We start from the raw sequence: 18,590 nt of genomic DNA on the forward strand, positions 1-18,590 counted from the left end.
AGCCCCGTACCGATGGGTAGGGGTCCGGCCAGGGAAAGTTACCAGCGGTACAACATAGGGTGCGGTGGTGGCTGAAGGACGCGAACACCGCGAATACCGCATGGAGGAGCTGGCCAAGGAGGCCGGCATCCCCGTGCGGACCCTGCGCTTCTACCGGGAGCGCGGTCTGATCGCGCCACCGCGCCGGGAGGGGCGCATCGCCTGGTACGACGACCACCACCTGGCCCGGCTGCGGACCATCGCCGGGCTGCTGGAGCGCGGCCACACCCTCACCGGCATCGCCGATCTGGCCCGCACCTTCGAGAGCGGCCGCGATGTCGCCGAGGTGCTGGGGCTGGGCGAGCCGACCGAGGAGACCCCGGTCCGCCTCACGCCCGAACAGCTCGCGGACCACTTCGAGGGCGAGGTCACCCCGGAGAACCTCGCCGCCGCCCTGGACCTGGGCTATCTCGCCACCGACGGCGACCAGATCGTCCACATCAGCCGACGTCTCCTGGAGGCGTCGGCGGAGCTGGTACGCGAGGGCGTGCCGCTCTCCACGGTGCTCACGGCGGGCCGCCGGGTCCGGGAACACGCGGACGCCCTCGCCGAACTCTTCGTCGGGGTGATGCGGGCCCACTCCACCGAGGCCGAACCGGCCCAACTCCGCCCGCTCGCCCGCGCGGTGGTGGACGCGGAACTCTCGATGGCCTTCGACCGCAGGCTGCGCCGCGACGACGACACCCGGCCGAAGCCCTCGGAGCCGAAGACGCCGCAGACGTAGCCCTCGGAGCCGTCGCCCGAAATCGCGTTGCCCGCACCCGTCCCGTGCGCCAGGCTTCCGCCCATGCCCGACAACGATCGAAGCAGTTCACACGGGGTCGCCGCCCTGTTCTCCCGCGGTCGGCTGACCGCGATCCCCCGCAAGCCGGCCCGCCGCGAACAGCTGCTCGTCCACCTCACCCGGACGCTGTTCGAGCCGGACCGCACGTACAGCGAGCGCGAGGTCAACGAGGCACTGCTGACGGTGCACGACGACTACTCGGCGCTGCGCCGCTACCTGGTGGTGGCGGGCCTGCTGACCCGCCCCAAGGACGGCAGCAGCTACCGCCGCACCCTTACGGCCTCCCCCGCGACAGGGAGTGGGCTCCCGACGCCCTGCGACTCCGCTGATCCACCCCTTATCGCGGGGGAGGCCGTTACAGGTTGAAGACGGCCGTCACCGGCGCGTGGTCGCTCCACCGCTCGCCATGCGTGGCGGCCCGCTCGACCCATGCCTTCACCGCACGCCCGGCGAGACCGGGCGTCGCCACCTGGTAGTCGATGCGCCAGCCCGTGTCGTTGTCGAAGGCCCGCCCCCGGTAGGACCACCAGGAGTACGGCCCTTCCTCGTCGGGGTGGAGCGCCCGCACCACATCGACGTATGCGGCCTCGTCGAAGACCCGGGTCAGCCACTCCCGCTCCTCCGGCAGGAAGCCGGAGTTCTTCTTGTTGCCTTTCCAGTTCTTCAGGTCGACCTCCTGGTGGGCGATGTTCCAGTCGCCGCACACCAGCACCTCGCGACCGTCGGCCGCGGCCCGCGCCCTGAGTCCCTTGAGGTACGACAGGAAGGCACCCATGAAGCGCTCCTTCTCATCCTGCCGCTCCGTGCCGACCTCACCGGAGGGCAGGTACAGGCTCGCCACCGTCACACCGGGCAGGTCGACCTCGACGTACCGGCCGCTGTCGTCGAACTCCTCGCTCCCGGCGTCCCCGAACCCGCCGAACCCGATCTGCACCCGCTCCGGCGCCCGGCGCGTGTAGAGGGAAACCCCGGCCCGTCCCTTGGCGGCCGCCGGTGCGTGGACGGTGTGCCAGCCGTCGGGCTCGCGCACCTCGTCGGCGAGCTGGTGCGGCTCGGCACGCACCTCCTGCAGGCAGATCACATCGGCTTCGGTCCCCGCGAGCCACTCGACGAAGCCCTTCTTCGCGGCGGCGCGGAGCCCATTCACATTCACGGTGGTCACGGTGAGCATCAGGGCACAATACCGACAACCACCGATCGCATATCTGTACCATTTCCCACATGCGTATCCAGCCTCGGTCGTTCGACCACCCCGACGCCGTCAAACTCAACGACCAGGTGCAGCTCGAATACGCGGAGCGCTACGGGGACGAGGGCGATGTCACACCACTCGCCCCGTCCATGTTCCGGCCTCCGCGCGGCCTCTACCTCCTCGCCTACGACGAGTCGGGCGCACCGGTCGCCACCGGCGGCTGGCGTGCGCAGGACCGGAACGAGGAGGGCTACCTGGACGGCGACGCCGAGCTCAAGCGGATGTTCGTGATCCGGGAGAGCCGCGGACAGGGCCTGGCCCGCCGCATCCTCGCCGCTCTCGAAGCGGACGCACGGGCGGCGGGCCGCACCCGGATGGTGCTGGAGACCGGCGACCAGCAGCCGGAGGCAATCGCGCTGTACACCTCCAGCGGCTACGCCCTCTGCGAGAAGTTCGGCTACTACCGCACGTACGACAGCAGCCGCTGCTTCGCCAAACCGCTCCAGGAGTCGTGATCCGGGCCCTGTCCTGATCCAGTGCTGCTCCTGGCAAGCTTTGCCGGTCACGACACTGGCTGGAGCCCTCCGAGGAACCCGAGCATCGCGGCGTTGATCCGCTCCGGCTGCTCCAGGTTCGGCAGATGCGCGGCACGGTCGACGACCACGACTGCGGAGTGTGGGATCAGCCGGTACAGGGCCTCCCCGCCCGCGACCGGCGTGTGCGTTCCCTCACCGCACACGGGCAACACCCGCATAGAACCCGCTGCGTTCGTTCTCCGGCGCCGGCTCCTCCCGGACTCGGTCTCGGCACGGAGTTCCGGGTGCTGGTCGGCCGTGCCGTGCGTCAGCACCAGATAGCTCCCCGCTGGCAGGGCGTCGACGAGGGTGCGGTGATGCCGTACGGGTCCTGGTCGTCGGGCAGGAAGTGCATCAGCGCGATCAGCGACAGGGCGGCGGGCCTGCGGAAGTCCAGCAGCCGACGGGCGTGATCGAGGATCAGCTCCGGCTTCCGCACATCCGCGTGGATGTAGTCGGTGGCCCCTTCCGGACTGCTGACCAACAGCGCTTCCGAACTGCCCTGGGGATCAAGCCGTCTTGGAAACGACGAAGTCCCGCCCGATCTTTCGATCGGACGGGACTTCGTCGTGCGGTGGACCTGTGGGGATTTGAACCCCAGACCCCCTCGATGCGAACGAGGTGCGCTACCAGACTGCGCCACAGGCCCTTGCAACGAGTGAAACTCTAGCACCCTCACAGGGGTGCTTGGAAATCCGTTCCCTTGCTGGTCAGCCGGGTCGGTGTCGGACCGGGTCTCACTCGTTGGCGGCGCGGGGCCGGTCGCCGTCCTCGTACTGGTCGAAGAGTGGCGTCCGACCGTGGTCGCGGGAGCGACGGGACGAGCCGGTGCGCTGGCGTGGCGCCGGTTCGACCGGGGGTGCGGCGGGGGGCGCGGCACCCGTCTGGGTCGGCTCGGCCGTGCTGGAGCGGGCCGCGCTCCAGGTCTCCGGGTTGCCGACCTCGACGCCGCCCGTGGCGCGCGAGGCGACCGGTGCGGTGACGTACGTCGGCAGCGGGACCGGGACCGGCTCCCAGCTGTCGCCCTGGACCCGGCCGCGTTCACGCTGCTGGTCGACCCATTCCGCGTGGTCCGTCTGCTCGACCAGAGCGCGGCGGCCCGCCTCTTGCGGAGAGACCGCGGGGGCGGGCTCGGGCTCCGGGTGGCGCGCTTCGGGCTCCTCGTCGGACTCGGCGGGGGCCGTCGTCGCGGGCTGGTGCCTGCGGGGACGGTTCTCGCGCAGACGCTGCGCCGCGACCTCCGCCCTGCGCCGGTCCATGGTGAAGACGAACCGGCGCCGTTCCTGGGCGCGCAGATGCACGATGTACATGCTCAGCAGCACGGCCGGCACCGCGGGCGCCCACAGGAAGCGGAGACCGCCGACGGCCGCGACGACCGCGCCGAGGGTGAAGGCGAGGAAGAGGACCGAGGTGGTGCGCCGTCGGCGCGCGAGGACCTGGGAGCGCTGGGCGCGCCGGACACGCTCGGCGTCGGTCCCGCCGGGTCGTGCGCGCCGTCCGGGCACGGGCGCGTGTACGGGTCTGCCCTGGGCCTGCGGCTCCGGTGCGCGCGCCGGGTCGTGCAACCGGGCTTCGGTGTGCGCCGGAGGCGCGGCAAAGGCCCGGACGTCCACGGAATCCATTCGGTCCGTGTCCACGTCCGGGTCGGCGTCGGGGTCCGCCTCCTCGGCGGTGCGTTCCCGCAGCTCCTTGGCGTACCGGCGCTCCATGGCCGCCCGTCCGGACAGCAGCCGGATGGCGGTGCTGAAGCGTTCCGTCGGACGGGCTTCATTGAGCTCGTCCTGCCTGCGGAGCCACATCGGCACCAAGTAGGCGGCCCAGGCCCCGACGATGACTGCGTAGATGAGGCCGCTGCTGCTCACGTCTCACACCGTAGAGGGGTTTGCACGGAGGCATCCGCCAATTGGCCCGGTGTGTCGCACGATCCGGCTGATATCGCGGACTTTTTTTGTGATTGTTCAGACCGGAAGTCGGCGTTTGCGGGTTCATCAGCGGCCGCACATCGATTAATTTCGAACACTTATTTTATTTCGCGTGGCGTTCCGGTCGTGCCTGGTGCCAGCGTCGGAGCAGTCCGTCGGGCACCTCCTCCGCCGTGAGCGCGAAGATCAGATGATCCCGCCAGGCGCCGTCGATGTGGAGATAGCGCGGACGCAGCCCTTCCTCGCGGAATCCGAGTTTCTCCACGACCCTCCGGCTGGGCCCGTTCTCCGGCCGAATGCACACCTCGATGCGGTGCAGTCCGACCGTCCGGAAACAGTGGTCGACAGCGAGCGCGACCGCGGTCGGCATCACACCGCGGCCCGCCACGTCCCGGTCCACCCAGTAGCCGACGTGTCCCGAGCACATCGACCCCCAGGTGATTCCGGCAACCGTCAACTGCCCGACCAGGCGCCCCTCGTACTCGATGGCGAAGGGCAGCATCCGGCCCGCGTTGGCCTCGGAACGCAGATGGCGGATCATCTGACGGTACGTGGGACGCCGGGCGACCGGGCCGCCCGGTGCGGGCGGTGGAACGGTCGCCTCCCAGGGGCGCAGCCAGTCGCGGTTGCGCCGGTTGACCTCGCGCCACACGCGCTGGTCCCGCAGCTTCATCGGCCGGAGGGTGATGGCGCCGTCCGTCAGGATCACCGGCCAGGTCGGGACGTTCAGCTCGGGCTCCCGGGTCGGAGGTGGTCGCCGCCGCGGAGCTGGTCGACGGCGTGCACCAGAAGACGTTCGAGGACGGCAAGCCCGTCCCGTACCCCGCCGGTGGAGCCGGGCAGGTTCACGATGAGGGTGCCGCCCGCCACACCCGCGAGACCACGGGAGAGCGCGGCCGTGGGGACCTTCTCACGGCCCTCGGCGCGGATCGCCTCCGGGATGCCGGGGATCTCGTGGTCAAGGACGCGGCGGGTGGCGTCCGGGGTGCGGTCGGTCGGTGAGATGCCCGTACCGCCGGTGGTGACGATGGCGTCGTACCCGGCGGCCACCCCGGCCCGCAGGGCCTGTTCGACGGGGTCGCCGTCGGGGACGACCTGCGGCCCGTCGACGGCGAAGCCGAGCGCGGTGAGCGCCTCGACGATCAGTGGACCGCCCCGGTCGGCGTAGACACCGGCCGACGCACGGTTCGACGCCGTGACGACAAGGGCGGTGTACGGGGCGGGCGGCGCCGCTCCGGTGGGCGCCGTCATGCGACCGGTCCCTCCGGCGCCGGGCGCCGGTAGTCGCCGGACTTGCCGCCGGACTTCGCCTCGACCCGGACATCCGTGATGACCGCGCTCTTGTCGACCGCCTTGACCATGTCGATCACGGTGAGCGCGGCGACCGAGACGGCGGTCAGCGCCTCCATCTCCACGCCCGTGCGGTCCGTCGTCTTCACCGTGGCGGTGATCTCCACCGCGTCGTCGGCGACGCTCAGATCGACCTTCACACCGGAGACGGCGAGCGGATGGCAGAGCGGAATCAGCTCCGGGGTGCGCTTGGCACCCATGATCCCGGCGATGCGGGCGGTGGCAAGGGCGTCGCCCTTGGGGACTCCCTCCCCACGGAGCAGTTCGACGACGCGCGGCGAGACGAGGACCCGGCCGCTGGCGCGGGCGACGCGCGCGGTGACGTCCTTCTCGGACACGTCGACCATCCGGGCCGCGCCCGCCTCGTCGAGATGCGTCAGCCTGTTCTGCGTACTCACTGAACTCCGCCTAGCGGTAGGGCGCCGGTTCCCCACTCGGCCTGCACCGGGGTGCGGCCGGGGGCCCGAGGGGTGTCCCCGGTAAGGCACAGCGGCAGACACCGTACCGCCACCGGCCGGCGTTCAGCGGAGGAGGATCACCTCGGTGACCGTGCCGGGCTCCGCGGAGGTGACGTCCTCGGGCAGCACGATCAGCGCGTCCGCCTGGGCGAGGGCCGCGATCAGATGCGATCCGGAGCCGCCGACGGGGGTGACGGCGCCCGCCTCCGCGTCGTACGTGCCGCGCAGGAACTGGCGCCTGCCGGGCGGCGAGGAGAGCGCTTTGTCGGTGTTCAGCGTGGCCCGGACGGTCGGGCGGGTCACCTCTTCCAGGCCCATCAGCCTGCGGATCGCGGGCCGCACGAACAGCTCGAACGACACGTACGCGGAGACGGGATTGCCCGGCAGCGCCAGTAGCGGTGTGTGTTCCGGTCCGATCGAACCGAAGCCCTGCGGCTTTCCGGGCTGCATGGCGAGCTTGCGGAAGTCGATGCCGCTGCCCGGCTCGTCCTCGTCGCCGACGGAGGACAGTGCTTCCTTGACCACGTCGTACGCACCGACACTGACCCCGCCCGTGGTGACGACGATGTCCGCGCGGATCAGTTGGTCCTCGATCGTGGCGCGGAGCGAATCGGCGTCGTCCGTTACGGCTCCGACCCGGTAGGCGATCGCTCCGGCGTCGCGCGCGGCGGCGGTCAGCGCGAAGCTGTTCGAGTCGTAGATCCGGCCACGGGTCAGCTCCTCACCGGGCTGTACGAGTTCGCTGCCGGTGGAGATGACGACGACCCGCGGCCGCGGACGCACCTTCACGGTGGAGCGGCCGATCGCGGCGAGCAGCCCGATCTGCGGCGGCCCGATCACCGAACCGGCCCGCAGCGCCAGATCGCCGGGCTGCACATCGCTGCCGCGGGCCCGGACATGGGCGCGGGCCTCGACCGGGCGGTGGACACGGACCTCGCCGCCCGCGTCCTGCGGGGCGTGACTGTGGGCGCGCATGGTGTTCGCGGGGCCGCCGCCCGTACCGCCGTCGGTCCACTCGACCGGGACGACGGCCTCGGCACCGGCCGGCAGCGGTGCGCCGGTCATGATGCGTACGGCCTCGCCCGGCCCCACGGTCCGGTCGCCGGAGAGCCCGTCGCTGCCCGCCGCGATGTCACCGATGACCGTGAGCACCGCGGGGAACTCCTCGCTGGCGCCCTCGACATCGGCGATCCGGACCGCGTACCCGTCCATCGAGCTGTTGTCGAAAGGCGGCAGGGCGATCCCCACCATGACGTCCTCGACGAGGACACAGCCCTGGGCCTCGGGCAGTTGCAGCTCGATGGGTTCAAGCGGCCGCACGGCGCCGAGGATGTCTTCCAGGTGCTCGTCCACCGACCAGATCGTGCTGCTCAACGTGCTACATCTCCTCGGTGACATACCTGCGGAGCCAGGTCCGGAACTCCGGTCCCAAGTCTTCACGTTCGCACGCGAGTCTGACAATGGCACGCAGATAGTCGCTCCGGTCGCCGGTGTCATAGCGGCGTCCCTTGAAGACGACACCGTGCACCGGGCCGCCGATCTTCTCGTCCGCGGCGAGCAGCTGCAGCGCGTCGGTGAGCTGGATCTCGCCCCCGCGACCCGGCTCGGTTTTGCGCAGTATGTCGAAGACGGCGGGGTCAAGGACGTAGCGCCCGATGATGGCGAGATTGCTGGGCGCATCGGCCGCTTCGGGCTTCTCGACCAGGCCGGTGACCCTGACGACATCGCCCTCGACGGTGGTGTCGACGTCCGCGCAGCCGTACAGATGGATCTGCTCCGGCTCGACCTCCATCAGTGCGACGACGCTGCCGCCCTCGCGCTCCTGGATCTCGACCATGCGGGCGAGCAGCGGGTCCCGCGGATCGATCAGGTCGTCGCCGAGGAGAACGGCGAACGGCTGGTCGCCGACGTGCGGTGCGGCGCACAGCACGGCATGGCCGAGGCCGCGCGGGTCGCCCTGGCGGACGTAGTGCATGGTGGCGAGGTCGCTCGACTCCTGGACCTTCTGGAGCCGGTCGGCGTCTCCCTTCCGGGTGAGCGCCGACTCCAGCTCGTAGTTGCGGTCGAAGTGGTCCTCGAGCGGACGCTTGTTGCGGCCCGTGATCATGAGTACGTCGGAGAGACCGGCCGCCACCGCCTCCTCGACGACGTACTGGATAGCGGGCTTGTCGACCACAGGCAGCATCTCTTTGGGAGTGGCTTTGGTGGCCGGCAGGAAGCGGGTACCGAGTCCCGCGGCCGGAATGACAGCCTTGCTGATCCTGGGGTGCAACTGAGTCATGCGCGCAACCATAACCGGTGAGCGCGGGCGACAGATGAGCCTCCGATTAACTTTGTACTTCTATATGCACATACGAGAGATTTGCAGGTGCGCGTTGAACACCGACATGTCCGGAAAGGCCTCGCTCAGGCGTCAACTACTCGCCTCGCGATCCCTCCTGACCAGCGAAGACGTCGAAAATGCCGCGATGGTTCTGTCCCGGGGCGCAGTCGGTCTCACCGAGCTGGCCGGGGCCCGTACCGTCGCCGCCTATGTCTCGGTCGGGAGTGAACCGGGAACCCGCGCGCTGCTGGACGCGCTGCGCGCGCGGGGCGTCCAGGTACTGCTGCCGGTGCTCCTCCCGGACAACGATCTGGACTGGGCGCCTTACGAAGGTGCCGGCCACCTCCGCCCGGCGGGCCGCGGGCTGCTGGAGCCGGACGGTCCACGGCTCGGACCCGACGCCGTCCTCGACGCGGACGCGGTCCTGCTGCCGGGCCTCGCGGTGGACGGACGCGGGATGCGGCTCGGCCGGGGCGGCGGTTCGTACGACCGGGTGCTGGCCCGGCTCGCGGCCGCGGGGGCGCACCCCGCGCTGATCGTCCTGCTCTATGACAACGAGGTGGTCGCGACGGTTCCCGTGGAACCGCACGACCACCCCGTGGACGCCGTGGTGACGCCGGCCGGAACGCGGCGCTTCACCGAGTGACGGCCTCCCCCGCGATAGGGAGTGGGGGAGGCCGTGAGCCCGGCCGGCACCGCGCCGGGCCCGTCGGCCCGGACCCCGCGGTGCCGGGTCCGCCGCCCTACGACGGCTTGAGCGTCAGCGTGTCCTTCGTCGACTTGGCCACGGCGTTCGTCCCGAAGGACCAGTCGAGCAGATCTCCGTTGGCCCACTTGTCGGTCTGATCGGTGTAGTGCGCGCTGAACGCGTGACCGGACGCACCGGTGAGGTTGATCCAGCGGGACTTGTCCCAGTCCCCCACGTTGACGACCATGCGCATCGACGGGACCCAGATGACCTCGTAGCCGCCCGCCGCGTTCCAGCCGCTGGCGTTGACCGCGGCCTCGCCGCCGCCCAGGTTCCACGGGCCGCGGTTGAGGGCCCGCTGGAGCAGATCGGGGCCTTCGGTACCGAGGGTCTGGTTCTTCAGGGTCAGCTGGTGCAGCCGGCCCCAGCTCCAGGTGGAGATGTCCTTGCCGAGCTTGGCGGTCAGCTCCCAGCGGGCGTCCTTCATGGCGCGGGCGAAGAGCTCGTCACGGTTCTCGGTCGCGTTGTCCCTGCGGTTCTCCGGCGCCTTCCACCAGTCGTTGTTCTCGTCGTCCATGAGGTTGGCGACCACCTGGTACCAGCGGTCGCCGCCGTCCGGCTGCGCCGAGTCCGCGTCGCGCTGACCGCATTCGCGTACCGGCTTGTCCTGCTCGTCGACCGGGCCCGTGCTGTCGGCCGGGAGCACGGTGAGGCATTCACCCTTGACCCGCATCTCCTTGGGCAGCTTGTCGCCGAAGGCCAGCTTCAGGATGTTGCGCCAGACCGCGTTGAAGTACGCGGCGGCCGCCGAGTCGGGCTCCTGGGTGTAGTCCCAGCCCTCCAGGAGCTTCTGCGCCTCGCGCACGCTCGTGTCGGAGACCTTGATCTTCATCAGTTCGGGCACCAGCCGCGCGGCGATCTCGCTGGTGTTGTCCATCTGCATCTTCTGCATGTCTTCGGTCGAGATCTTCTCGCCGCCCTTGATCTTCGACGCGATGAGGTCGTTGATCCGCTGACTGCGGGTGCCGTAGCCCCAGTCCTTGGTGAGCAGGTGGGGGTATGTCTCGTCGATGACGGCCTGGTTGGCGGTGACGATGTAGCCGCGCTTCGGGTTGTACTCGTACGGCAGCCGGTCGAACGGGATCGGGTCCTTCTCCCAGCCGTACTGCGAGGTCCAGCCGGGGCTCGGCATCGTGCCGTCGCCCTTCTTGCGGACCGGGATCTTGCCGGGGGCCTGGTACCCGATGTTGCCCTTGTTGTCCGCGTAGATGAGGTTCTGCGAGGGCACCTCGAAGTGCTTGGCAGCCGCGCGGAAGGTGGTGAAGTCCTTGGCGCGGTTGAGCTCGAAGACTGCGTCCATGGAGTGGCCGGGTTCCAGTGCGGTCCACTTCAGGGCGACCGCGTAACCGTCGGCGCGGTCCGGCGCGGCGTTGGCGACGGGGGCCTTCTGGCCGACCTTCTCCAGCTCGCTGCTGCGGTCGGAGACCAGCGGACCGTTGTTGGTCTCGCGCACGGTGATGTGCCGGCTCGCGCCGCCCGCGACCTTGATGGTCTCCTCACGGGTGACGAACGGCTTCACCTTGCCGTCGTACTGGTAGCCGTCGCCGGAGACCTTCTCCAGGAAGAGGTCGGTGACGTCGGCGCCGAGGTTGGTGAACCCCCAGGCGATGTCCTGGTTGTGACCGATTATCACGCCCGGCATGCCGGAGAAGGTGTACCCGGCGGTGTCGTACTGACAGGTGGGCTTGATCTCCCGGCAGTGCAGCCCCATCTGGTACCAGAGCGAGGGCAGCTGCGGCGCCAGGTGCGGGTCGTTGGCGAGCAGCGGCTTGCCGGTCGTCGTGTATGTGCCGGAGACCACCCAGGAGTTGGAGCCGATGCCGTTGCCGTTCGGGCCGAGCAGCGCGGGGATCCGGTCGAGGGTGTCGGAGAGCGAGGCGAGCTGGGTGTTCACCCCCTCGGTGGCACCCTGCACGGTGTTCGCGCCGATACCGGAGGTCGGCGTCGACTTCGGGTCGAACGTGCCGGTGACCGGCGAGATCGCGCCCTCGCTGACGATCGGGTCGTGCTTGTCGTACGGGTACGCCGGGTACAGGTCCTTGATCTGCTTCTTGCTGAGCCTGCTGGTCATCAGCGAGCGGTCGATCTCGTCCTGCATGTTGCCGCGCAGGTCCCAGGCCATCGCCTTGAGCCAGGCGACCGAGTCGACCGGGGTCCACTTGGTCGGCTTGTAGTCGTTGGTGAGGCCGAGCGCGGCGTACTCGACGGAGATGTCCTTGCCGTCGCGCCCCTTGAGGTAGGCGTTCACGCCGTCCGCGTACGCCTGGAGGTTCTTCTTGGTGTCCGCGGACAGGACGGTGTCGTACTCCTCCTGCGCGACCTTGCGCCAGCCCAGCGTGCGCAGGAAGGCGTCCGTGTCGACCTGCCCGGAGCCGAACATCTCGGAGAGCCGGCCGGCCGTCATATGACGGCGGACGTCCATCTCCCAGAAGCGGTCCTGCGCCTGCACGAAGCCCTGGGCGCGGAACAGGTCGGCGTCGGAGTCCGCGTAGAGCTGCGGGATCCCGTAGCTGTCGCGCCTGACGTCGACATTGCCGGCGAGGCCGTCGATCTTGATGGAGCCGTTCGTCTGCGGGTACGAGGCCCGCACGGTGGTCACGGACCAGAACGCGCCGTAGCCGATACCCGCGACAAGCGCCAGCACCAGGACGATCACGATCAGGCGGGCGCGTCGCCCCTTCTTCTTGCCGGTCTTCCCACCGGCGGAACCGGAAGAGCCGGAAGAGGCGGTTGTGTTGGCGGGCATCGCTGTCCTTCGAGGGGCAGGGTGGTCCTGGGAGTGCAGGAGCAACCATAGGCGCAGCACCGAAGCGGCTCCGACGCGGTATCGGGATGCATCGAATCGAGGAGCGATCAAACGAACGCTCGAAGCCGTCAAGAAAACGTTAAAGATTAGGTAAGGTAACGAAGTACCGGCCGCCGGAAGACGATTCGGCAGGTGTACGCAGGGAAGGAACGGCCACTGACTGTCCACGCGCTCAACGAACTCCTGCTCGTCTGCTCGCTCGTGCTGCTCGTCGCCGTCGCGGCGGTGCGCATCTCGTCCCGCAGCGGGCTCCCCAGCCTGCTCCTGTATCTCGGCATCGGGATCGCCATAGGGCAGGACGGGATCTTCCACGTCAAGTTCAGCAATGCCGAACTGACCCAAATGTTCGGCTATGCGGCCCTTGTCGTGATCCTGGCCGAGGGCGGCCTCGGTACGAAGTGGAAGGAGATCAAGCCGGCGCTGCCCGCCGCCGCGATGCTGTCGACCGTCGGCGTCGCGGTGAGCGTGGGCGTCACCGCGGCAGGGGCGCACTACCTGGTCGGCCTGGACTGGCGGCAGGCGCTGATCATCGGCGCGGTCGTCTCGTCGACGGACGCCGCAGCCGTCTTCTCCGTGCTGCGCAAGGTGCCGCTGCCGGCCCGCGTGACCGGCGTACTGGAGGCCGAGTCCGGCTTCAACGACGCCCCCGTGGTGATCCTGGTAGTGGCCTTCTCGACCAAGGGGCCGATCGACAGCTGGTACGTCCTGGTCGGCGAGATAGCTCTGGAACTCGCGATCGGCGCGGCCGTCGGCATCACCGTCGGCTGGCTCGGCTCGTTCGGACTGCGTCGTGTGGCCCTGCCCGCGTCCGGTCTCTACCCGATCGCGGTGATGGCGATCGCCGTGGCCGCGTACGCGGCGGGCGCCATGGCCCATGGCAGTGGCTTCCTCGCCGTCTATCTGGCCGCGATGATCCTCGGCAACGCCAAGCTGCCGCACTGGCCGGCCACCCGCGGCTTCGCCGACGGACTCGGCTGGCTGGCCCAGATCGGCATGTTCGTCGTGCTCGGTCTGCTTGTCACGCCGCACGATCTGCTCGACGACTTCTGGCCCGCGGTCGTCGTGGGTCTGGTGCTGACCGTGGTGGCGCGCCCGATGGAGGTCTTCATCTCCCTGATCCCGTTCCGGATGTCCTGGCAGGAGAAGGCCCTCATGTCATGGGCGGGGCTGCGCGGCGCCGTACCCATCATCCTGGCGACCATTCCGATGGTGTCCGGGATCGAAGGCTCCACCCGGGTCTTCAACATCGTCTTCGTGCTCGTCGTCGTATACACCCTGATCCAGGGACCGACGCTGCCCTGGTTGGCGAAGGCCCTGAAGATCGCCGAGGACCCGTCCGAGGCCGCCGACCTGGGCATCGAGTCGGCGCCGCTGGAACGGCTGCGCGGTCATCTGCTGTCGGTGGCGATCCCCGCCAGGTCGAAGATGCACGGCGTGGAGGTCTCCGAACTGCGACTGCCCGCCGGCGCCGCAGTCACCCTGGTCGTACGGGAAGGCAAGAGCTTCGTCCCCGCGCCGTCGACGGTGCTGCGGCACGGGGACGAACTGCTGGTCGTCGCGACCGATCCGGTACGCGACGCGGCGGAGTCGCGGCTGCGCGCAGTCGGCGAGGGCGGCAAGCTGGCCAGTTGGCTGGGGACCGACGGGCGCAGCAGAGGGACCGGCAGCGGCGCGAGGGCCCATCACTGACCACCCGAGGCGCACGACCAGGAGTCTGCGCACCATCGCAGGCAGGCAGGCTCCTGCCTGTAGCATGAAGGAAACCTGATCGACCAACTCTGCCTGACGCAGAGCTGGCGCGACCGTATGGCGGTCGTGGCGTCCTCCGCCTCTGCAGCGAGCGCCCGGCATCTACCGCAGTTCCGCGCGAAGAGGACAGCTCTCGGCAGCCCCCGTACGGGACCGGCACCCACAAGGTGCGGACCGGCGGGGGCACCGCTACCAGGCGGCAGAAAGGCATGGACCGTGGCGTCCACGGTCTCCGACCGCCCCGGTTACGGGCAACTGTTGCGCACCCCCGGTGCGTGGACCTTCTTCCTTCCGGGCTTCGCCGCACGGCAGCCCTTCGCGATGCTGACCATCGGCATCGTCCTGCTGGTGCAGCACACCACCGGTTCGTACGGCAGCGCGGGTGCCGTCGCCGCTGTCACCGGCGTCTCCATGGCGCTGTTCGCACCCCAGAGCGGCAGGCTCGCCGACCGCATCGGCCAGCGCGCCGTACTGATCCCGGGCGTCCTCGTGCACGCCGCGTCCGTATCGGCACTGACCGCACTCGCCCTGGCGGACGCGCCGCTGTGGCTGCTGTTCCTGGCCGCCGTGCCGACGGGTGCATCCGTCCCCCAGATCGGGCCCATGGTGCGGGCCCGCTGGGCCGCCCTGCTGGGCGCGGCACCGGGCCGGAAGGCCTCGCCGCTGATGCCGACCGCCGCCGCCTTCGAGTCGGTGACGGACGAGTTCACCTTCGTCATCGGGCCGGTCCTCGCCACCGCGCTGTGCACTGGTGTGCACCCGGCGGCCGGGCTGATCGCGGAAGCCGCGCTGACGCTGGTGGGCGGGCTGTTCTTCGCGGCGCAGCACCGCACCCAGCCCGCGGTCCGCGCCGCCGCGGCCGGCGCCTCCGAACAACGCGTCTCCGCTCTGTCCGTGCCGGGCGTACGGGTGCTCGCGGTGGCCTTCCTCGGGATCGGCGCGGTGTTCGGCGGCATGCAGGTCTCGCTGACCGCGTTCACCGAGGAGATCGGCCGGCCCGGCGCGAACGGCCTGCTGTACGGGATCTTCGCGGCCGGCAACATGCTGGCCGGGATCGCCTGCGGCGCCATCGCCTGGAAGAGCGGACCGCGGCGCAGGCTGATCGCCGGGTACGCGGCGCTGACCCTGACTGCTTCGGGGCTGTGGGCGGTGCACTCCGTGCCGCTGCTGGCCGGGCTCGGGCTGCTCGTCGGGCTCTCCATCGCACCCGCGCTGATCAGCGGATACACGCTGGTCGAGACGCTGGTTCCGGCGTCCTCGCGGACCGAGGCGTTCACCTGGCTGACGGGCTCGATCGCGCTCGGCCAGGCGGCTGCGGTGACGGTCGCCGGACGGCTCGCGGACGCCCACGGCGCGAGCACCGGCTTCGTGGTGCCGCTGGTGGGGACCGCGCTGGCACTCGTGACCCTGGTGACGCTGCGTTCGCGGCTGACACCGGCCCGCGCGACCATCATGGCTGCACGTGGCTCGGTTCACCGCGACCCTGTCGCGGCCGGAAAGTGACGATTCATGCGCTCGCTCAGCGGAATACGTGAGTGTGATTCCTGCGCTACATATGTGGCAGCTTTTCGCTCAGGCCAGCGGCCCTCGCGACGGCCAAGCCTTGACCGCTGCCCTTCAGGCAGGTGACAGACGTTACTGCAAACAGCGGCCCGTAGCAGCTACCATTGAGGATCGTTAGCACTCATCGAGTGAGAGTGCCAGGAGGAAGACAAGTGCCGACCTATCAGTACCAGTGCACCGAATGTGGCGAGGGCCTCGAGGCGGTGCAGAAGTTTACCGATGACGCTCTGACCGTGTGCCCGAACTGCGAAGGACGCCTGAAGAAGGTGTTCTCGGCCGTCGGCATTGTCTTCAAGGGTTCCGGTTTCTACCGGAACGACAGCCGCGGATCGTCGTCGAGCAGCACGCCGTCGTCTTCGTCCGCGAAGGCATCCGGTTCCGCTTCGTCTTCTTCGACGGGGTCGGACTCGAAGTCGTCCGCGTCGTCGTCCACCGCTTCCTCCTCTTCCTCGTCGTCGTCCTCCGCGTCGTCGTCGAGCGGTACGTCGGCCGCCTGAGCCGAGGTACGCAGCTTCACACTTCATCCGAGGGCCCTGCCGATCCGATCGGCGGGGCCCCGGGCATTTACGGCCCCGCTAGTGTGATCGCATGGTGAACGCAGAGATCGGTGTCATCGGCGGCTCGGGCTTGTACTCCTTCCTGGAGGACGTCACCGAGGTTCGCGTGGACACCCCGTACGGACAGCCGAGTGATTCCCTCTTCCTCGGCGAGATCGGCGGCCGCCGGGTCGCCTTCCTCCCCCGCCACGGACGCGGCCACCATGTGCCGCCGCACCGCATCAACTACCGCGCCAACCTGTGGGCGCTGCGGTCCGTCGGCGTACGTCAGGTGCTCGGCCCGTGCGCGGTCGGTGGGCTGCGCCCGGAGTACGGACCGGGAACGCTGCTCGTACCGGACCAGATGGTGGACCGCACCAAGGCCCGTACGCAGACGTATTACGACGGAGAGACCCGGGCGGACGGTGTGGCGCCGAACGTGGTGCACCTGGGCTTCGCCGACCCGTACTGCCCCGAGGGGCGCAAGGTCGCGCTGGCGTCGGCCCGCGGCAGGGGTTGGGAGCCGGTGGACGGCGGCACGCTCGTCGTCGTCGAGGGGCCGCGCTTCTCGACCCGGGCCGAATCGCGCTGGCACGCGGCGATGGGCTGGTCCGTGGTCGGGATGACCGGGCACCCGGAGGCCGTGCTCGCCCGCGAACTGGGGCTCTGCTACACGACGATGACGCTGGTGACGGACCTGGACGCGGGTGCCGAGGCAGGCGAGGGCGTCTCCCACGAGGAGGTGCTGAAGGTGTTCGCCGCCAACGTGGACCGGCTGCGGGCGGTGCTCTTCGACGCGGTGACCGCGCTGCCCGCCGAGGGGGATCGTCACTGTCCCTGTGCGAAGGCGCTGGACGGGATCGAGACGGGGCTCGAACTGCCTTAGGCGGGTGCCCCGGTGGCGGGCGGGTGACGGAGTTGTCCACATCGTGGGGGCTGTCCACAGGGCTCAGCGGGAATCTCGCGGAAGGCGGAGGGTGAGGGGCGTCGGCGTTCGTCCGGACTCCGCGCTCCTCACGACTGGTGGTGTTGGCCATGTTCCCGCCCGCTTCTGCGACCTCTTCCTCGTCTCATGTACGCCCGTCCGTCCCGGGGCCGCCGGTGTCAGCGCCCGCGCCTTGCGGGGTGCCCTCGTTCGCGCCGTTACGGGTGCGCGGGGGCGGGGGGCGTCGGCTGCGGCGTGCGATGTGGCGGCAGCGTCGCGCGATGGCGGCCGGGCTGGCGCTGACGGCCGCGGCGCTGACGGCCGCAGGACTGGGCAGCGGTGAGGCGCCGGGCGGTGCCGGGGGCGCGGCAGGTGCCGGGCCGGGAGGGAAGCGACGGCCGGTTCCGCTGGTGTCGGCACCGGTCCGGATCGCGGATGCGGCAACCGTCCGGCTGCTGCGCCCCGGCGACCGCGTCGATGTGATCGCGGCCGGGGGCGCCGGAACCGATGCCAGGGTGGTGGCGAAGGGGGCCCGGGTGGCGGCGGTGCCGCGGCGGCCGGCCGACGGCTGGGCCGAGGATCCCGCGGAAGGTCCTGCGGCGGGCGGCGCGCTGGTCGTGCTGTCCGTGCCACGGAGCACGGCCGCGTCGCTGGCGGGCGCGGGGATCTCGGGCCGGCTGGCGGTGACCCTGTGCTGAACGTGACTTACCGCGCTCTGCGCACTGATGCGCCGTCAAGCAACCGGCCCGAAGGCATGGATCGGGTAGTTCTGCCTCGTACTGCCCCAGATTGCGGAACGGTTCGCTCCGCCTACGGCACCCACGGCGGAAGCCTCACTCGTGAGCGAAAACAAGAACGCCGGCCCGGCGGACGGCTTCAAGGCCTTCCTGCTGCGCGGCCATGTGATCGGCGTGGTCAAGCGGGCGGTCGTGCAGGCCGCCAAGGACGGTGTGCAGGAGACACCGAAGGGCGAGCCGGAGGTGCGGAAGGAGATCCGCGACGCGCTCGTATTGCAGCGCCGCGGGCCGACGGGCGAGGGCCGCGGCCAGGACCCGGGGCGCGGGCACGACGAGCAGCTCAGACGTGGTGGGGCGGCTTCTCGTCGAGGAAGCGCGCAAGGTCGGCGGAGCCGTCGCCGGCAGGGGCCCGCTCACCCCACCCTCGGTCCGTATCGTCCGCGGACTGCTGGTCCAGTGGATCGTCGAAGATCAGAGCCGGCTTGGGCTTCCTCTGTTCCGGTTGTACGGGGTGTGCCGGCTGTGTCGGTTTCGAATCGCGCGGTCCGGAGGTGGGGGCGGTGCTCATGTCTCCAGGGTACGGCGGCACTCCCGGGTACGGCAGCTGGCAGCGATCCTTCGGATCGAGCATCCCGAGCCCGAGAACGACGGCGAAGGACAGGCAGAGGAAGCGCGCGCCCCGCCAGACCGGGGCGAAGCGGACGGTGGACCTCCTTGGCCCACGCCTTCCGGCGCCGTCCGTACGCGTCTCCATCCGCTGCCTTCGCACTTCCATCCGCTGCCTTCCTTGCGCTCCCGGTGTCCGGTGTCCGCCGGTCAGGGCCCGCACTGACCCGCCGTCACCCGACCCCACGTTCCTGCCCGCATTGCCCGCCACCGGGGA

At 70.1% G+C, this 18,590-nt stretch carries 19 protein-coding genes, 1 tRNA gene and 1 pseudogene; 9 read left to right on the forward strand and 12 right to left on the reverse strand.

All coding sequences use genetic code 11. The features are described 5' to 3' along the window. Positions 1 to 100: 100 nt before the first annotated feature. Together AB0915_RS11625 and AB0915_RS11630 are read left to right on the forward strand one after the other, a co-directional pair. Positions 101 to 763 carry a MerR family transcriptional regulator gene (locus tag AB0915_RS11625; RefSeq protein ID WP_366690919.1) on the forward strand — a complete coding sequence of 221 codons (663 nt, stop codon included), beginning with the start codon at positions 101 to 103 and terminating at the stop codon, positions 761 to 763. Between the two features lie 63 nt (positions 764 to 826). Then, complete coding sequence (locus AB0915_RS11630; protein WP_366690900.1) at positions 827 to 1,189, forward strand: DUF2087 domain-containing protein; 363 nt, start codon at positions 827 to 829, stop codon at positions 1,187 to 1,189. On the opposite strand, the gene AB0915_RS11635 is transcribed toward AB0915_RS11630, so the two are convergent. Further along, positions 1,179 to 1,994 (reverse strand): exodeoxyribonuclease III, encoded by an 816-nt coding sequence (locus tag AB0915_RS11635; protein WP_366690901.1) that lies wholly within the window; start codon positions 1,992 to 1,994, stop codon positions 1,179 to 1,181. The two genes, AB0915_RS11630 and AB0915_RS11635, sit on opposite strands and share 11 nt — an antisense overlap. A gap of 50 nt (positions 1,995 to 2,044) precedes the next feature. Between AB0915_RS11635 and AB0915_RS11640 the strand changes: the two genes are divergently transcribed. Next, a complete protein-coding gene (locus AB0915_RS11640; protein ID WP_366690902.1) occupies positions 2,045 to 2,530 on the forward strand; it encodes a GNAT family N-acetyltransferase in 486 nt (161 codons plus the stop codon). Positions 2,531 to 2,577: 47 nt separating this feature from the next. Here AB0915_RS11640 and AB0915_RS11645 read toward each other — a convergent pair whose 3' ends face one another. The 9 genes and pseudogenes from AB0915_RS11645 to galU all read right to left on the reverse strand — a co-directional run bounded on the left by AB0915_RS11645 (position 2,578) and on the right by galU (position 8,601). Continuing rightward, positions 2,578 to 2,754, reverse strand: a complete 177-nt coding sequence (locus AB0915_RS11645) for a hypothetical protein (RefSeq protein ID WP_366690903.1) — start codon at positions 2,752 to 2,754, stop codon at positions 2,578 to 2,580. Then, a pseudogene (locus AB0915_RS11650) lies at positions 2,744 to 3,086 on the reverse strand (SAM-dependent methyltransferase); the annotation flags it as partial. The gene AB0915_RS11645 and the pseudogene AB0915_RS11650, both read right to left, overlap by 11 nt. Before the next feature lie 79 nt (positions 3,087 to 3,165). Beyond that, positions 3,166 to 3,239 (reverse strand) — tRNA-Ala (locus AB0915_RS11655). 88 nt (positions 3,240 to 3,327) lie between these two features. Further along, positions 3,328 to 4,452 carry a gephyrin-like molybdotransferase receptor GlpR gene (glpR, locus tag AB0915_RS11660; RefSeq protein WP_366690904.1) on the reverse strand — a complete coding sequence of 375 codons (1,125 nt, stop codon included), beginning with the start codon at positions 4,450 to 4,452 and terminating at the stop codon, positions 3,328 to 3,330. A 163-nt stretch (positions 4,453 to 4,615) separates the two neighbouring features. Next, positions 4,616 to 5,221, reverse strand: coding sequence for a GNAT family protein (locus AB0915_RS11665; RefSeq protein WP_366690905.1), 606 nt, complete (start codon positions 5,219 to 5,221; stop codon positions 4,616 to 4,618). 17 nt (positions 5,222 to 5,238) lie between these two features. Then, positions 5,239 to 5,763 carry a MogA/MoaB family molybdenum cofactor biosynthesis protein gene (locus AB0915_RS11670; protein WP_366690906.1) on the reverse strand — a complete coding sequence of 175 codons (525 nt, stop codon included), beginning with the start codon at positions 5,761 to 5,763 and terminating at the stop codon, positions 5,239 to 5,241. Continuing rightward, the gene (gene moaC / locus AB0915_RS11675; RefSeq protein WP_366690907.1) at positions 5,760 to 6,260 is read right to left on the reverse strand and encodes a cyclic pyranopterin monophosphate synthase MoaC; all 501 of its coding nucleotides are present in this window, start codon (positions 6,258 to 6,260) and stop codon (positions 5,760 to 5,762) included. Before moaC ends, AB0915_RS11670 begins: the two co-directional genes overlap by 4 nt. Positions 6,261 to 6,383: 123 nt before the next feature. Next, entirely contained in the window at positions 6,384 to 7,694 is a 1,311-nt protein-coding gene (glp, locus tag AB0915_RS11680) for a gephyrin-like molybdotransferase Glp (protein ID WP_366690908.1), read from the reverse strand. 4 nt (positions 7,695 to 7,698) lie between these two features. Further along, complete coding sequence (gene galU, locus AB0915_RS11685) at positions 7,699 to 8,601, reverse strand: UTP--glucose-1-phosphate uridylyltransferase GalU (RefSeq protein WP_366690909.1); 903 nt, start codon at positions 8,599 to 8,601, stop codon at positions 7,699 to 7,701. A 94-nt stretch (positions 8,602 to 8,695) separates the two neighbouring features. Between galU and AB0915_RS11690 the strand changes: the two genes are divergently transcribed. Then, on the forward strand, positions 8,696 to 9,289 hold the full coding sequence (locus AB0915_RS11690; RefSeq protein ID WP_366690910.1) for a 5-formyltetrahydrofolate cyclo-ligase: 594 nt from the start codon (positions 8,696 to 8,698) through the stop codon (positions 9,287 to 9,289). A 97-nt stretch (positions 9,290 to 9,386) separates the two neighbouring features. Here the strand turns inward: AB0915_RS11690 and AB0915_RS11695 are convergent, their stop codons facing one another. Then, the gene (locus AB0915_RS11695; RefSeq protein WP_366690911.1) at positions 9,387 to 12,137 is read right to left on the reverse strand and encodes a penicillin acylase family protein; all 2,751 of its coding nucleotides are present in this window, start codon (positions 12,135 to 12,137) and stop codon (positions 9,387 to 9,389) included. A gap of 261 nt (positions 12,138 to 12,398) precedes the next feature. On the opposite strand from AB0915_RS11695, the gene AB0915_RS11700 reads away from it, so the two are divergent. The 5 genes from AB0915_RS11700 (at position 12,399) to AB0915_RS11720 (ending at position 17,668) form a co-directional block, all read left to right on the forward strand. Further along, complete coding sequence (locus tag AB0915_RS11700; RefSeq protein WP_366690920.1) at positions 12,399 to 13,886, forward strand: potassium/proton antiporter; 1,488 nt, start codon at positions 12,399 to 12,401, stop codon at positions 13,884 to 13,886. A gap of 276 nt (positions 13,887 to 14,162) precedes the next feature. After that, the gene (locus AB0915_RS11705; protein ID WP_366690912.1) at positions 14,163 to 15,449 is read left to right on the forward strand and encodes an MFS transporter; all 1,287 of its coding nucleotides are present in this window, start codon (positions 14,163 to 14,165) and stop codon (positions 15,447 to 15,449) included. A gap of 212 nt (positions 15,450 to 15,661) precedes the next feature. Then, the gene (locus AB0915_RS11710) at positions 15,662 to 16,006 is read left to right on the forward strand and encodes an FmdB family zinc ribbon protein (protein WP_366690913.1); all 345 of its coding nucleotides are present in this window, start codon (positions 15,662 to 15,664) and stop codon (positions 16,004 to 16,006) included. 91 nt (positions 16,007 to 16,097) lie between these two features. Continuing rightward, positions 16,098 to 16,931: an S-methyl-5'-thioadenosine phosphorylase gene (locus AB0915_RS11715; protein WP_366690914.1), complete on the forward strand. Its 834-nt coding sequence runs from the start codon at positions 16,098 to 16,100 to the stop codon at positions 16,929 to 16,931. Positions 16,932 to 17,080: 149 nt separating this feature from the next. Beyond that, positions 17,081 to 17,668, forward strand: coding sequence for an RcpC/CpaB family pilus assembly protein (locus AB0915_RS11720; protein WP_366690915.1), 588 nt, complete (start codon positions 17,081 to 17,083; stop codon positions 17,666 to 17,668). A 379-nt stretch (positions 17,669 to 18,047) separates the two neighbouring features. Here AB0915_RS11720 and AB0915_RS11725 read toward each other — a convergent pair whose 3' ends face one another. Beyond that, entirely contained in the window at positions 18,048 to 18,275 is a 228-nt protein-coding gene (locus AB0915_RS11725; protein ID WP_366690916.1) for a hypothetical protein, read from the reverse strand. Positions 18,276 to 18,590: the final 315 nt, after the last annotated feature.

Source organism: Streptomyces sp. NPDC048411 (assembly GCF_040704695.1).
Classification (GTDB): domain Bacteria; phylum Actinomycetota; class Actinomycetes; order Streptomycetales; family Streptomycetaceae; genus Streptomyces.

Excerpts from the sequence above, each read along its gene's own strand:
- AB0915_RS11625 (WP_366690919.1), top strand. The coding sequence starts at position 101 with ATGGAGGAGCTGGCCAAGGAGGCCGGCATCCCCGTGCGGACCCTGCGC.
- AB0915_RS11630 (WP_366690900.1), top strand. The coding sequence starts at position 827 with ATGCCCGACAACGATCGAAGCAGTTCACACGGGGTCGCCGCCCTGTTC.
- AB0915_RS11635 (WP_366690901.1), bottom strand. The coding sequence starts at position 1,994 with ATGCTCACCGTGACCACCGTGAATGTGAATGGGCTCCGCGCCGCCGCG.
- AB0915_RS11640 (WP_366690902.1), top strand. The coding sequence starts at position 2,045 with ATGCGTATCCAGCCTCGGTCGTTCGACCACCCCGACGCCGTCAAACTC.
- AB0915_RS11670 (WP_366690906.1), bottom strand. The coding sequence starts at position 5,763 with ATGACGGCGCCCACCGGAGCGGCGCCGCCCGCCCCGTACACCGCCCTT.
- galU (WP_366690909.1), bottom strand. The coding sequence starts at position 8,601 with ATGACTCAGTTGCACCCCAGGATCAGCAAGGCTGTCATTCCGGCCGCG.
- AB0915_RS11695 (WP_366690911.1), bottom strand. The coding sequence starts at position 12,137 with ATGCCCGCCAACACAACCGCCTCTTCCGGCTCTTCCGGTTCCGCCGGT.
- AB0915_RS11715 (WP_366690914.1), top strand. The coding sequence starts at position 16,098 with ATGGTGAACGCAGAGATCGGTGTCATCGGCGGCTCGGGCTTGTACTCC.
- AB0915_RS11720 (WP_366690915.1), top strand. The coding sequence starts at position 17,081 with ATGTTCCCGCCCGCTTCTGCGACCTCTTCCTCGTCTCATGTACGCCCG.
- AB0915_RS11725 (WP_366690916.1), bottom strand. The coding sequence starts at position 18,275 with ATGAGCACCGCCCCCACCTCCGGACCGCGCGATTCGAAACCGACACAG.